Annotated in this window: 15 protein-coding genes, 1 pseudogene and 1 riboswitch; of the genes and pseudogenes, 8 read left to right on the top strand and 8 right to left on the bottom strand. The window is 38.5% G+C overall.

Going from position 1 to position 14,039, the window contains the following annotated elements; genetic code table 11:
- Window positions 1-15: 15 nt before the first annotated feature.
- A pseudogene (gene addA / locus ABC255_RS23700) lies at window positions 16-2,457 on the top strand (helicase-exonuclease AddAB subunit AddA); the annotation flags it as partial.
- 41 nt (window positions 2,458-2,498) lie between these two features.
- Here the strand turns inward: addA and ABC255_RS23695 are convergent.
- The 6 genes from ABC255_RS23695 to ABC255_RS23670 are packed head-to-tail and all read right to left on the bottom strand — an operon-like array spanning window position 2,499 to window position 4,435.
- Window positions 2,499-2,717, bottom strand: coding sequence for a spore germination protein (locus ABC255_RS23695; RefSeq protein WP_412997349.1), 219 nt, complete (start codon window positions 2,715-2,717; stop codon window positions 2,499-2,501).
- Between the two features lie 54 nt (window positions 2,718-2,771).
- Complete coding sequence (locus ABC255_RS23690; protein WP_412997347.1) at window positions 2,772-3,152, bottom strand: spore germination protein GerPE; 381 nt, start codon at window positions 3,150-3,152, stop codon at window positions 2,772-2,774.
- Window positions 3,153-3,165: 13 nt separating this feature from the next.
- On the bottom strand, window positions 3,166-3,336 hold the full coding sequence (locus tag ABC255_RS23685; protein WP_335535713.1) for a spore gernimation protein GerPD: 171 nt from the start codon (window positions 3,334-3,336) through the stop codon (window positions 3,166-3,168).
- The gene (gene gerPC / locus ABC255_RS23680) at window positions 3,326-3,946 is read right to left on the bottom strand and encodes a spore germination protein GerPC (RefSeq protein WP_412997345.1); all 621 of its coding nucleotides are present in this window, start codon (window positions 3,944-3,946) and stop codon (window positions 3,326-3,328) included. Before gerPC ends, ABC255_RS23685 begins: the two co-directional genes overlap by 11 nt.
- Window positions 3,947-3,955: 9 nt before the next feature.
- Window positions 3,956-4,192: a spore germination protein GerPB gene (locus ABC255_RS23675; RefSeq protein WP_335535715.1), complete on the bottom strand. Its 237-nt coding sequence runs from the start codon at window positions 4,190-4,192 to the stop codon at window positions 3,956-3,958.
- A gap of 18 nt (window positions 4,193-4,210) precedes the next feature.
- On the bottom strand, window positions 4,211-4,435 hold the full coding sequence (locus tag ABC255_RS23670) for a spore germination protein (protein ID WP_412997343.1): 225 nt from the start codon (window positions 4,433-4,435) through the stop codon (window positions 4,211-4,213).
- A gap of 229 nt (window positions 4,436-4,664) precedes the next feature.
- Window positions 4,665-4,751, top strand: a riboswitch (cyclic di-GMP riboswitch).
- A gap of 206 nt (window positions 4,752-4,957) precedes the next feature.
- Here ABC255_RS23670 and ABC255_RS23665 point away from each other — a divergent pair.
- From ABC255_RS23665 to ABC255_RS23650, 4 genes are all read left to right on the top strand, one after another.
- Window positions 4,958-5,566 carry an ATPase, T2SS/T4P/T4SS family gene (locus ABC255_RS23665; protein WP_412997341.1) on the top strand — a complete coding sequence of 203 codons (609 nt, stop codon included), beginning with the start codon at window positions 4,958-4,960 and terminating at the stop codon, window positions 5,564-5,566.
- Window positions 5,567-5,651: 85 nt separating this feature from the next.
- Window positions 5,652-6,011, top strand: a complete 360-nt coding sequence (locus tag ABC255_RS23660; RefSeq protein ID WP_412997339.1) for a YisL family protein — start codon at window positions 5,652-5,654, stop codon at window positions 6,009-6,011.
- 117 nt (window positions 6,012-6,128) lie between these two features.
- The gene (locus tag ABC255_RS23655) at window positions 6,129-6,401 is read left to right on the top strand and encodes a ubiquitin-like small modifier protein 1 (RefSeq protein ID WP_335532328.1); all 273 of its coding nucleotides are present in this window, start codon (window positions 6,129-6,131) and stop codon (window positions 6,399-6,401) included.
- Between the two features lies 1 nt (window position 6,402).
- Entirely contained in the window at window positions 6,403-6,675 is a 273-nt protein-coding gene (locus tag ABC255_RS23650; protein WP_335532325.1) for a MoaD-like domain-containing protein, read from the top strand.
- A gap of 56 nt (window positions 6,676-6,731) precedes the next feature.
- On the opposite strand, the gene ABC255_RS23645 is transcribed toward ABC255_RS23650, so the two are convergent.
- Window positions 6,732-8,561 carry an aldehyde ferredoxin oxidoreductase family protein gene (locus tag ABC255_RS23645; RefSeq protein ID WP_412997337.1) on the bottom strand — a complete coding sequence of 610 codons (1,830 nt, stop codon included), beginning with the start codon at window positions 8,559-8,561 and terminating at the stop codon, window positions 6,732-6,734.
- Window positions 8,562-8,780: 219 nt separating this feature from the next.
- Here ABC255_RS23645 and ABC255_RS23640 point away from each other — a divergent pair, with 219 nt between their 5' ends.
- Window positions 8,781-9,809, top strand: a complete 1,029-nt coding sequence (locus tag ABC255_RS23640; protein WP_412997335.1) for a ThiF family adenylyltransferase — start codon at window positions 8,781-8,783, stop codon at window positions 9,807-9,809.
- A 54-nt stretch (window positions 9,810-9,863) separates the two neighbouring features.
- Here ABC255_RS23640 and ABC255_RS23635 read toward each other — a convergent pair whose 3' ends face one another.
- Window positions 9,864-10,427: a DUF2777 domain-containing protein gene (locus tag ABC255_RS23635; protein WP_335532319.1), complete on the bottom strand. Its 564-nt coding sequence runs from the start codon at window positions 10,425-10,427 to the stop codon at window positions 9,864-9,866.
- A gap of 164 nt (window positions 10,428-10,591) precedes the next feature.
- Here ABC255_RS23635 and asnB point away from each other — a divergent pair, with 164 nt between their 5' ends.
- Entirely contained in the window at window positions 10,592-12,442 is a 1,851-nt protein-coding gene (gene asnB / locus ABC255_RS23630) for an asparagine synthase (glutamine-hydrolyzing) (RefSeq protein ID WP_412997333.1), read from the top strand.
- A gap of 62 nt (window positions 12,443-12,504) precedes the next feature.
- The gene (locus ABC255_RS23625; RefSeq protein ID WP_412997331.1) at window positions 12,505-14,016 is read left to right on the top strand and encodes an alpha-amylase family glycosyl hydrolase; all 1,512 of its coding nucleotides are present in this window, start codon (window positions 12,505-12,507) and stop codon (window positions 14,014-14,016) included.
- The last annotated feature ends 23 nt before the right edge of the window (window positions 14,017-14,039 follow it).

Below are 14,039 nucleotides of genomic sequence, written 5' to 3'. Positions count from 1 at the left end.
GGATTCTTACCCTACTATCGGTTTCGTTTAGCTGAGCCAAATTTATTTTTGGGAAAATATAATCGTTTCAGGCAGGACGGTAATGGTACAGGATTGCGCATTGATCTTGCGCGTAATTTTAGGAGCCGGAAAGAAGTACTTGAAGGGACAAACTATTTATTTAAGCAGATCATGGGTGTCAAGGTTGGAGAAATTGAATATGATGAAGCTGCTGAACTACGGCCAGGTGCACCATATCCTGAAGATGAACCATTTCCAATCGAGCTATTACTAATTAATCAAAATAATGATAGTAAAGAAGTATCTACAGAAGCTTCTGAATCAGAAACGGAGAATGTACCTTCTGAATTTGATGAGGTGGATCTAGAGAAATCCCAGCTCGAAGCTAGAGTGATGGCTTCTAAAATTAAACAATTAATCGCAAATGAAACCAAGGTCTATAATCCAAAAACAAATTCTTACCGTCCGATTATGTATCGAGATATGGTAATCCTGCTTCGTTCCATGACCTGGGCACCACAAATCATGGAGGAGTTTAAACAACAAGGCATTCCGATTTATGCGAACCTTTCCTCTGGTTATTTTGAAGCAACTGAAGTTGCCATCATGATGTCGTTGTTAAGGGTGATAGATAATCCATTTCAAGATATTCCATTGGCATCTGTTTTACGGTCGCCCATTGTCGGTCTGAACGAAGAGGAACTCGCACAAATACGCCTGCACAACAAGGGGACTTTCTGGGAGTCTGTGAAAAAGTTTTGTAAAAGCAGCCCGTCAGAAAAAACGGAACTTTTATATGAAAAAGTCCGCCGTTTTTATGACAATCTTGAACAATGGCGTTCCATGGCGCGCCAGGGGTCACTCTCCGAATTGATCTGGCAGCTTTACCGGGATACACAGTTTTATGACTTTGCAGGTGGTTTGCCTGGTGGTAAGCAGAGACAGGCAAATTTACGTGCTTTGTATGATCGGGCAAGGCAATATGAGCAAACCTCGTTCCGAGGGTTATTCCGCTTTCTACGGTTTGTAGAGAGAATGATTGAAAGAGGAGATGACCTGGGGGCTGCCAGGGCGCTTGGAGAGCAGGAAGATGTTGTGCGGATTATGACCATTCATAGCAGCAAAGGTCTCGAATTTCCTGTCGTTTTTATTGCAGGATTGTCGCGTAACTTTAATATGTCTGATATCCGTAAACCATATATGCTTGATAAAGAGTACGGCTTTGCGGCTAAATATGTAAATGTGGAAAAACGAATTTCCTATCCCTCTTTACCTCAAATTGCGTTTAAGCGCAGAAAGAAGATGGAAATGCTCGCAGAAGAAATGCGAGTCCTTTATGTGGCGCTGACACGAGCCAAGGAAAAGTTATATCTAACAGGAACGTTGAAAGATGCAGATAAAAAAATTGAACAGTGGACTGATGTTTCTACTAATACAAACTGGCTGCTTAAGGATTACGAACGGGCAGCAGCAGGCTGTTACCTGGATTGGGTTGGACCGGCGCTAGTTCGGCACCAGGACAGTATAGAACTAAGGAAAAATGAAATTCAGAATCCGCTCATCCCAGATGAGATTACCTGTCATGAATCTGCTTGGAAGATCACAATCATGCATGCTGAAGAAATTAAAAATCAGGAAGTAATGAAGAGTTTGGAGGAGGACACCTTTTTAGATAAGGTAGAGAATAAGGAAATAATACCCGTAACATCTCCTTATAAAGAGGAAATTGAGTCTCGTCTGACATGGGGGTATTCCTTTACCAACGCCTCGACCCATCGATCGAAGCAATCGGTATCCGAAATGAAGCGTCAACGTGAAATGTCCGATGAGCATAGTGGTACCGAATTGTTAAGCAGCTTTAAAAAATCCATTACTAAACGCCCTAAGTTTATGCAGGAAAAAGCTCTTAGTCCTGCTGAAAGAGGGACAGCCCTGCATATGGTTATGCAGCATGTTGATTTGACAAGACCTGTAACTACAGATTCTGTTAAGACACAAATAGAGTCTATGGTTCATAATGAACTGTTAACCGTCGAACAGGCGGAAGTCATTGATACAAAACTAATTGGGAAATTTTTCGAGTCAGATTTAGGCAAGCGGATCTTAAAGGCAAATGCCGTGAACCGTGAAATTCCATTTACGTTATCCCTGCCTGCATCTGAGGTCTATCCAACATGGAAGGACCAAGATGAATCTGTTTTTGTCCAGGGGATTATCGACTGTGTGTTTGAGGATGAAAATGGACTCGTCCTTATTGATTTTAAATCGGACGGGATAAATGATCGATACAAAGGTGGTTTTGAGGAGGCTAAACCAATACTTGAACAACGTTACCGGCTGCAAATCAATCTTTATACCAAAGCTTTGGAGAAAATTTGGAAGAGAAAAGTAAATGAAAGATATTTATTCTTCTTTGACGGAGCGCATATTTTAAAACTAAATGTAGAAAATGAATAAAAAAATAAACGACATAAACCCATATTGGTTTATGTCGTTTATTAATTATTCCCGCCTATTGGCTGGTCGAGTAAATTAACGTCTAGAACATTGGTACCACTTAATCCGCTGGCTGTAAAAATGATTCCCCCTGTATTAAAACCTCCAGAACCTGCATTAGTCTTTGAGGCACTTTTTGGAGAGATATAGACTGTATCCCCGAAATGAACAATACCACCAGATACATTCACAATCTGAACTGGACCAATTATTGCTGGCATATAAAAACATCCTTTGCATAATTTAATCTTTCATATCATATGCCTAAAATCTTATTATTGTTCATCCTCAGCATGCAGCAGCTGTCTGATATGCTTGACTCTAGCTTCCAGTGAGATGTTTTCACTGTTTCCTACGTGCAGGATGGCAGACGAAGACATTGCGAGGATAGAAATATTATTAACCTTAATAATTGGAAGGAGATTATGAGTGGATATTGTCATTTTCTCAGTAATTGGCAATAAAGGAATTGGTTCCGAAAACACTGAGTAGTTTAAAAAATTTCCTTCTTTTCCATAAAACACATCAGCTTCCCGCTGAACCGCTAAGGCACGTGAAAATCCATTAATAATACGGGAATCACCAAGCTGGATGGTGGAGGCAAAGGAAGCCGAGTTTACTTTAACGGTATTTACCACAGAAGTTCTTTCAAGCATATGTTAAGCCTGCCTAAAAAAGTGGCACAAATGGCCCGATGATGAGTGATTCAGCAGGTGTGTCGAAAGTTGATGCCAATTGAACACTTTGAGTGTCGCCAATCATTACGAGTGAAGAACTTGCAACGCCTAGAATTCTAATCGTATCTACACGAAGGTCCCGATTATATACTTCAAAATTCATTTTGTGTATTCATTCCTTTCACGTTATCCGGCAAATGATTAATAAATATTAAAATGCCTTTTCTGATCTCCTGTTTGAGTAATTCAATAATGATCTCCTCTGTACTTTGTCCGCCTTCACGATTATTTACTGCAGTATTTTGTACATGGTAATCAATCCTTGCTGGAAGCTGCTTCATTATATCTTGTTTGATAAAATCTAAATAGGAATCATCTAACTGAACATTTAATTGAGTTTGTGTGTCCTTAAATACTATTGGGAGTTCAGTTTCTAAATATTGGTATATAGATTCTTCTATTTTCATAGATCTCTGCATTTGTGCCTTAGGTTGGATGGGTGTATTTAAGGATTGATTTTGTACAGCAAAATCTTCAATATTTGCCAAATCTGATGGGTTAAGGCCAATGTTTAATGTTCCATCAAGAGTTTCAACCTTCAATTGATCAAATTTATATTCGATTTTATCAACCTGAATGGTAGGCTTATCCTTTAATTGCTTCAATTGTTCCTGTTGTTTTTGAATGGTCTGTTCCAGAGCAGCAATTCTGTTTTCTTGTATTTGTAGTGTCATTTGGACCCATTGAAGAAGTTGTGAATAATCCTGATACATACCATCACCTCACTGTGTTTCTTCTCCTCGCCCAACGCCCCCCAAAGGTACTGCAACACTAGATTGCCCATTTGTTGTTTGAGTGCCTCCTGCCTTCGGGGCTGGCTTTGAAAAACCTCCTGTATTATGCAAATATGAGGCAGGTTTAATGATTCCGGCACTGCCAATTTGCAGGACAGAAGAATTTGTAATACTGTTAATTTTAATAAAATTTATTTGAATAGATTGCTGAATATAAAAATTCATATAAAGATCACCCATTCCCTAGGCATTTAGGAAGATTCCTTGATCTACACCATCTGAATCGTTTGTGTTTGTATGACTTAAATTGTTATTATGAACCATTAAACTTTCACCCGTATTAAAGGACCCAGCACCGGAAAAAGTTTTTGCAGATGAAAATGGCATGATTTTATAGACATCTCCGATATGAAAAACGGAACTGCTGCCAAGTGAAATGACTTGTGCAACTCCTACAATCGCTGGCATCAACAACACCCTTTACCTTTTATTCTTCTAATATCGTATGTATGGGTTGGTGTAATGTGATTCATTCGCCTAAATAAAGTAAAGCTAATATTAGGTGGTTGGGAAAATTATAGAATTAGGTCATACTACCTATACTTTATTAAAAAATGGTATAATAGTAGGATATGAGATAAAGGCAAAAGGACTTATGATAGATTTAAGAGATCAGTCGGAAATGTAAAACACTGATTCTCGATAAAGGCAAAACTGGTGAAAATCAGTGACGCAAAGCTAAAGGGGCTAAGGTGCTTTCGCACTACGCCAGCCAGTTACCGAAAGAATAGGGTGTTTTTCGTAGATAACAGCATTGCTTACATAGGTCTTTCTATGTGCAATGTTGTACTTCATTTGTTAACCCCCCTTTCGGTAAAGGCGGGGTTATTTTTATTCTGTTTTATCGACCCCTGCCTAACCGTTTTATCTTCTTTATGTTTTGTGAGCAAATTGGTTTTCAAAAAAACAAAAACAAGGCGGGTGGAATGTATGGGGCTATTAAAACAAATCCAACAAAGTGATGGAATACAAGATGTAGATTACAAATTGTACAGATCAGCAAGGCTGGCTAAAAGAAGGAATTCATGGAAACCTTTAGATATGAAGGATTTAATACGTAACGGTACCATGTCAAAGGAAATGGCGCTATTCCTCTGTACATGTGTGAAAGCTAGATTAAATATTCTAGTAAGCGGAGGAACAGGGGCAGGTAAAACCACCCTGGTCAATGCACTTTCCACTTTCATTCCAAAAGAGGAAAGGAATCTTATTGGAGATGTTCGTGGTAATGATGTACGTGAAATACTTCGGAATGAAAATAAAGAACTAAATGGTTTTCTTGCGACAGGACATTCCAGCAGTCCAAGTAATATGATTGACCGGTTGGAAATCATTGCTTATCTTGAAGGGATAAATTTGCCTATCAAAGCGATTAGGGAAAAAATCGCTGGAACAATTGACATCATTGTCCACCTCTCACGTACAAATGATGGGGAAAGGAAAATTACGAAAATCACAGAGATACAGGGAATCGCAGAGGATCAGATTGTGCTAAGAGATATTTTTACGATAAATCCTCTTGAAGGTTCATATTATTAGTATCCCGCTTTTTTTTTAGGATTTTCGGAACGCCTATGGTATGATAGTGTTGCTATAAGCAATGCATACATAGGAGGAAAATGAAATGATTCATGGTCACGTTACAGCTTGGGTTTTAGCTCTAATTTTATTTATTGTCGCTATATTTTTACTGAAAAGCGGAAAAGAAAAGGGCGCTAAAATTGTTCGAATGATTTTACGTGTGCTTTACTTGTTAATTATTGCAACTGGTGTTGGACTAATTTTCATGCTTTCCAATATTGATTTGTTGTATATATTAAAAGCGGTAGTAGGGATATGGGTAATTGGTTTATTTGAAATGATCCTTAGTAAGGTTGCACAAAATAGAAAGACTTCTGTTTTATGGATACAATTTGTTATTGCCTTCTTACTTGTATTGTATTTAGGTTTTGATAAACTGCCAATGTCGATTTTTCACGTATAAGATAGAATGTTAGAAAGAGCTGCCCAAGTTTATCGGCAGCTCTTTTTTAGTTTAAAAATAGATGACAGGAATTGCAAATAGTTTTACTATTTAATTAAGGGGAGAGGAGTGATTGGGATGCTAGTAAGAGTGTTTGCTAATCTCCGGCAAATTTGCGGCGGAGTTGGGGTTGAGGTTAAGCCTGAAGGTCAACGGGTTATTGATGTACTTGAAAGAATGGTTGAAATGTTTCCTGACTTGAAGGATGAAATATTTACTCCTGAAAAGGAGCTGCTTCCATTTGTTCATGTTTTTATTAACGGAAGAAATATTATTCATTTGGATGGTCTTGAGACCATTGTTAAAGAAACCGATCAATTTGCACTATTTCCTCCTGTGGCGGGTGGCTAATATGCTGCAGCAGGAATTAGAGTTCCGTGGAATAAATCGAAAGCACCTAGGAATGTATTTTGAAGAGTTAGGCGGTAAACAAATTACAGATCAGTTTCCTTACATATATAAATCTGACGACTGGTATGGAGAAATAGTAGGGGAAGAGGAGCTTTCAATAACGTCTACTTTTAAAGTGAATCGTGTCTATATTCTTTTTTGTGCTAAAGATGACATGACCCTTAAAGAGCTAATCAAAAATTACCGGGTGAAAACAAGAAGGATAGGCGGATAGTTAATTTTCGAATCAAAAGGCTTCTGCAAAACATGCAGAAGCCTTTGCTTATTTCATTAGACTAATTGATTTTCCGGGTCAATAATTTCTAGCTCACGAAGCTTTGCTTCGGTAACTATTCCAGCCTGCCAACCGCGGACTTGGTAGTACTCTTTTAGCATGATATCCATACGGCTGACCTCACCAGCACTATTACCAGAAGCAGGTTCTTCAGTGAACCGTTTTGGCAGATAGTCATCTTCTTCTTTATCGAAACCAGCGAGGTTATTGTAATAACGCTCAAGATTATAGATTCTTTCTCCAGCCTTCATCACATCATCAGCAGTCATCGGAATACCCGTCATGGTGCTATATTGTTCAGCATAATGCTCGGCGTTTTCAGAGAAGGATGAAAACTTACAAATATTCATAGAATCAGAGAAAGCAAGCATATCTTGGAATACTTTTAATAACTCACCTTTTCCTTCTGGCTTAAGGCGGTCTGTAGGCTCTGGAATACCCGCAATTTCACTTGCAACCGTATAGCCGCGCAGGTGGCAGGCTCCGCGGTTACTAGTTGCATAACCGAGACCAATACCTTGAATGCCACGTGGGTCATATGCGGGAATGGATTGTCCCTTTACAGACATAGAAAGTTCTGGTGCCCCCCAAGAAGCAGTTGCTTTTGCAGGTCCTTCAGCAAGGATTCCGCCAAACCCTTCACGGAATGCAATTTTCTTAGTTAAATCAATCATAGAATCTGCATCGCCCCAGATAAGCTCTTCCGTAATCAAACCTTTTTCATAGGCTTCCATTGTTACGGAGAAGCAGTGACCTAGTTCAATGGTATCAATACCGTACTCATTACAGCGGTCAATCAGATAAGAGATGGCCTCAGCATCGCTTAATAAGCAGTTAGATCCAAGTGACCAAGCAGATTCAAACTCTATACTTTCGACTCTGGTTTTATATTTTCCATCCTTCACTTCAACTTCGATTTTGCAGCCTACAGGGCAGGCGTGACAAGTATTATTTTTAACAAGTAAATGCTCGTTGACATATTCACCACTGTGCTTTTCAGCCTCATCCCAATGAGTGAACTGGGAGTTCTTTGTTGGAAGGGCTCCAACCTCATTGATAATGTTAGTTAATACGTTTGTACCATAAACGGAAAGACCACCTTTATTTGGTGCCGTTAATCCGCCGTCAAGAATAGCCTTTACTGCCTTTTTGTTAGCCTCTTTGTACTCAGTTTCTAACTTAGGCTGCGGCATGTTTCCTTTTTGAGATGCTTTAATTACAACCGCTTTCAATTTTTTATAGCCTGCAACTGCAGCAGTTCCGCCGCGTCCAGCTGCACGGTCATGCTCGTTAATAAAGGAAGCAAACTTAACTGTGTTTTCACCAGCTTGACCAATGGTCATGACACTAAGGTCTTGTTCGCCATACCTTGCTTGCATTGTTTTAACGGTTTCTCTTGTTCCTTTGCCCCATAAATCAGATGCATCACGCAGTTCCGCTGTACCATCTTCGATATAAAGATAAACAGGCTTGTCACTTTTACCTGTAAGGATGATATTATCAACCCCCGCCCACTTTAAACGGGCTGCCGTCCATCCTCCCATATGCGAATCTGTAACAGTTCCTGTTAACGGAGACTTAGTCACAACACAAAGGCGTCCACTCATGGATGAACGTGATCCAGTTACAGGACCAGTCATAATACAAAGCATGTTTTCAGGAGATAACGGCTCTACTTCAGGTCCATTATCGAGTACATATTTAACGCCCAGACCGCGGCCACCAATGTACTTTTTTGCATCCTCTTCGTTAATAGGTCTGTAATTAATTGAACCAGCGGTTAAATCAACTACCACTTCTTTGTTTAAAAACCCACCTAAATTCAAATGCTTTCCCTCTCTTTCATTAATAAATTGAAACTAATCTCCCATTTATATTAAAAAATATTAATAGGATATTCTTCTCAAAATTAATAAATAAACCCATTTCTATTATACAATTAATTTTGTATATTTAATATTTAAACTTTTCTAAAATTCAATTAAAATTAACGTAGATTACGGGACTCGTTAAATGTACTACTAATCTAGGAAAGAGGATTACACATGACTGATTTAGGAAGATACTCAAGGCAGATTCTTTTTTCAGGAATAGGGGAAGAAGGACAGTCTAAATTGCTGCAAGGCAAAGTAGCTATTGTCGGTGTGGGTGCATTGGGAACGGTAAGTGCCAATCATTTGGTCCGATCTGGTGTGGGATACATAAGGTTAATTGATAGAGATGTAGTTGACCTTTCGAATCTGCAGAGACAATCACTTTTTAATGAGGAAGATGTAAATCAAAATCTCCCAAAGGCAGTTGCTGCACAAAAGAGACTGAATTCAATCAACTCCACGGTTACAATTGATGCCGTTATTTCAGATTTAAATCTTGATAATGCGGAGGAATTATTAGCTGGTGTTGATGTTATTATTGATGGTACTGATAATTTTATGACCCGGTACTTAATCAATGATGTTGGCGTTAAGTATGGAATCCCCTGGGTGCATGGAGCTGCAGTCAGCTCTAGAGGAATGTTTGCGGTCATTAAACCTGGAATAACCCCGTGTTATCGCTGTCTATTTCCACAAGTACCAGCTGGCAGGGGGGAAACCTGTGATACAATTGGTGTTCTGTCACCAATTACAGATATTATTGGGTCCTTTCAAGCAATGGAAGCAATTAAACTATTGGTAGGGGCCACGACGAATACCAACCTTGAACAAATAGACATTTGGGATACTTCCTTTTTTTCAATGGATACAAGTGAGGGGAAAAATCCAAAATGTCCTACATGTGTAAACCGTCAGTTTGACTTTCTGGATCGATTGTCCGCCGTTCAGGAAACCTATAATTCTCTATGTGGAAGAGATACCGTGCAAATATACTTTAGAGAAAAGCGGGAACGCGATTTACATAAGCTTGGTGAACAACTAAAACAAAATGGAAAAGTCATTGGAAACCAATTTTTACTTCGTTTTTCTCCCGATGAGGAAACATCCATCGTCGTATTTAAGGATGGTCGAGTACTAGTCCATGGTACAAATGATATCGTAAAAGCAAAATCCCTTTACTCAAAATATATAGGAAACTAAAAAACAGAAAAAAGGTGTGTTTTTTCTCTTATATGAAAAACACACCTTTTCAACTTAAGATATCATCTTTTCAATAACCAATCGTTTTCCTGTATTTAAGGTAAATTCAAAGCGGTCATTTACCTTTTCGAAATAACAAAAATGGTGCTGAACATTACAAATTTGCTCCTGGTTATCGAAGACAATAAAGTTTACCCCATCTCTTTGTTTATCATCGGATAAGAATGACAGGTGATTATAACAGTAGATACAATCGTATATAGAAAAATCTAAAGAATTTAATGTCGTGACAAATTGAAAAAAGGCGTCATCATTCATTCCCTCTAAAAGTCTTTCCAATGAGTAAATTAAATGCTTTCGGATTCTAACCTTGTCATGGTCACGAAGCATAATAATTTCATTTCCGCTTCGTATCTTCCCAGATTCGATTAAGATTCCTTTCCTCCAACGATTCACACGAAATATTTCAATCTCTTGCTGAAGATAGTCATCCAGCATCGCTGCTTCTTCCGTTTCCTCATCAAAAAAGATCCATTGATCACTGATTTGTTCAACTGCTCCTTCGTTATAGGCCCTCAGTTGAAAATCTAATAGTTTAATTCTTTGTTGTCGATTCATGTTTAACCTCCGTGCCTAATGCTTTCTTTTTCTTTGTAGACATCTTTGTGAGATTTTATAACTTGTTTATCTTTAATTTGGACAATTTACCAAATAAATTGGGCTGAATAGAATAAAAGCATGTTATGATATCCAGTCTCAGTTACTGGAGAGAGGAGAGTCTTATGTGCGGAGTTTCAGGATGGGTTGATTATACTAAAGACTTAAGAGCTGAAAAAGATACGATTGAAAAAATGACAAAGACACTGGCAAAAAGAGGACCAGATGAAACGAACCTCTGGGTTCAAACTCATGTCGGGTTTGGTCACAAGCGCCTAATTGTTGTAGATCCTGAAGGCGGAAGACAGCCAATGACAAAACAAAAGGAAGGTAAAGAGTACACCATTTGTTACAATGGTGAACTGTATAATACCGAAGATATCCGCAAAATTCTCCTTACTAAAGGATATTCTTTCAAAGGTCATTCTGATACAGAAGTTCTGTTAACTGCCTATATAGAATGGGCGGAAGAGTGCGTAAATTATTTAAATGGTATCTATGCCTTTGCAATCTGGGATCAAGAGAGAGAAAAATTGTTTATTGGCCGCGACCGAATGGGAGTTAAACCATTGTTTTATACGGAGTTAAATAACGGGATTGTATTTGCTTCGGAAATCAAGGCTATCCTTCGGAATCCAGGAATGAAAACAGAACTGGAACACGAAGGGCTTGCTGAAATTTTTGGTTTAGGACCTTCGAGGACTCCTGGCTCTGGGATTTTTAAAGGGATTAAGGAGTTAAGACCGGCACACGCCATGACTTTTTCAAAAAATGGTTTAAAGATTTGGCGCTATTGGAATGTAAAGAGTGATGTGCACAAAGATAATATAGAAGAAACTGCTGAGAAGGTACGCTATTTGGTAACAGATGCTGTAACAAGGCAGCTTGTATCGGATGTACCGCTTTCCACCTTCTTATCAGGCGGGCTTGATTCAAGTATTATTACAGCCATTGCTGCGCAAGGATTTAAGGACCAAGGAAAAGGTCAGCTCCATACCTATTCGATTGACTATGAAGGTAACGACCAATACTTCAAAGCAAATGAATTTCAGCCAAATGCGGATGAGAAATGGATTAACATTGTAACCAATGAGTTTAAAACAAAGCACCATTTTAAAACTATTTCTCAGCAGCAATTAGTGAAAGACTTAACAGAAGCGGTTCATGTTCGCGACTGTCCTGGTATGGCTGACATTGATTCTTCCTTACTTTGGTTTTGTAAGGAAATAAAAAATGACTTTGTTGTTAGTCTTTCCGGAGAGTGTGCTGATGAGATATTTGGAGGCTATCCATGGTTTCATCGCAAGGAAGATTTAGAGAGACCTAGTTTTCCTTGGATGCGTTCCGTAAATGAAAGAAATAATTTATTAAGGGCCGATTGGCAGCAAAGATTGAACTTAAAGGATTATGTGATAGAAAAGTACAATCAAGCAATCCAGGAAACACCTAGACTGGATGGAGAAAGCCCAGAGGAAGCAAAGCGAAGAGAGCTTTTCTATATTAATATGACACATTTTATGACAACGCTGCTTGACCGAAAAGATCGGATGAGTATGGGAGCCAGTCTTGAGGTCCGAGTCCCATTTGCAGACCACCGTCTTGTTGAGTATGTCTGGAATATCCCATGGGATATAAAAATGGTTCATGGCAGGGAAAAGGGGATTTTAAGAAAAGCGTTTGAAGGAATTCTTCCAGAAGAAGTACTTTATCGAAAGAAAAGTCCTTATCCAAAAACCCATAATCCAGAATATACTTTAGCTGTTCAACAACAACTGAGGGAGATATTAACGGATAGGTCCTCGGTGCTATACGAACTATTCAATCGTGATTTACTCAATCAACTGGTTGAATCTGGTGGTAATTCGTTTAAGGAGCCGTGGTTTGGCCAGTTGATGTCAGGACCGCAGCTATTAGCTTACTTTATACAGCTCGATATTTGGTTTAAAGATTACAATATTAATATAGTAAATGGATAGATGATAATAGTTGGATTCACACCTTTATTAGATTAAAATGAGTGTATGGAAGGGGATTGAACATGAAAAAAACCTTAATTACACTTATTTTAATCTGTTTTTTTGTCATAACTTCACTGCCAGCACATGCAGAAACGGAGAGAGAAGACCGAAAATGGCAGGATGAAACCATTTATTCTATCATGGTTGATCGTTTCCTTAATGGTAATACAAACAATGATCTGGAAGTTAATACACTAGATCCGCTAGCCTATAATGGCGGTGATTTTCAGGGAGTATTGGATAAGTTGGATTACCTAAAAGATATGGGTTTCACTGCCATCCGACTGACATCGATATTTGATAATACTGCGGGTGGATACCATGGTTATTGGGTGAATGACTTTTATAAACCTGACGAGCATTTTGGCTCAATGAAAACATTTAAAAAACTTGTACAAGAAGCACATAAACGAGATATGAAGGTGGTAATTGATTTTGTAACCAATAATGTCTCTGCAGAACACCCATGGGTGTTCGATTCATCCAAGCAAAATTGGTTCCACGAGAAGCAGGAAATTAGCAACTTGGTAGATCAAAATGAAATCGAAAATGGCTGGGTAAACGGTTTGCCTGACCTCAATCAGGACAACCCTGAGGTAAAGGATTACTTATTGGACGCTGCTAAATGGTGGATTGAAAAAACCGATATTGACGGTTATAGCCTTCCAGAAGTAAATCATGTACCGTTGTCCTTTTGGAGTGATTTCTCAAAAGAAGTAAAAGGCGTTAAGGAAAACTTTTTTCTGTTAGGGATAACCTCTACAAACAGTGCAGCAGACCTTGAAAAATATGAAGATGCTGGAATTGACAGCCTTACTAATTACCAACATAGTGAAGATTTAAGAAGTGTTTTCGCTGCAACTAATCAAACCTTTGGTCTTTTAAAAGAAAGTAAGGTACAACAACCAGAATTGCAGCCGCAATTTTTTGATAACGAAAATACAGCTAGATTTACACAAGATATTGTTACAAAAAAACATTTCCCAGGGGCACGCTGGAAAACAGCTTTAACGTATATTTATTCAACTCCGGGCATTCCAGTTGTCTTTTATGGAAGTGAAATTGCATTAAATGGGGGAGAAATTCCAGATAATCGTCAGCCAATGAATTTCCGGACTGAAAAGGAACTCATTGACTATATAACCAAGCTTGGTGAGTTGAGGAATCAACTTCCTTCGTTAACCCGCGGAAATATGGTAATGCTTTTTGAAAAAGATGGAATGGCAGTTTACAAACGAGTCTACCAAGATGAAACAGTGATTATCGCAATTAATAATACAAGTGAATCTCAAAACATTACCTTAAACAACGAGCAAATTGAAGGTGATAAGGAATTACGAGGATTGCTAAACGGAGATTTGGTGCGGAGCAATGATAATCAATACGATCTTATCATTGACCGTGATGAGTCAGAAATATATGTGTTAACAGAAAAAAGTGGCATCAATCTGCCCTTAGTCGGATCCCTAGTTGCGGTTTACATCTTGTTCATGATTTTCATAATAAAGATTAGGAAAAGAAGAAGGGATTAGATAAATAAACGCGATACCTCCAT

It is taken from the genome of Neobacillus canaveralius, from assembly GCF_047237705.1.
Taxonomy (GTDB): Bacteria; Bacillota; Bacilli; order Bacillales; family Cytobacillaceae; genus Neobacillus; species Neobacillus niacini_K.
The sequence above is the reverse complement of the archived record's forward strand: the minus strand, read 5'-3'. Positions and strand labels throughout refer to the sequence as shown.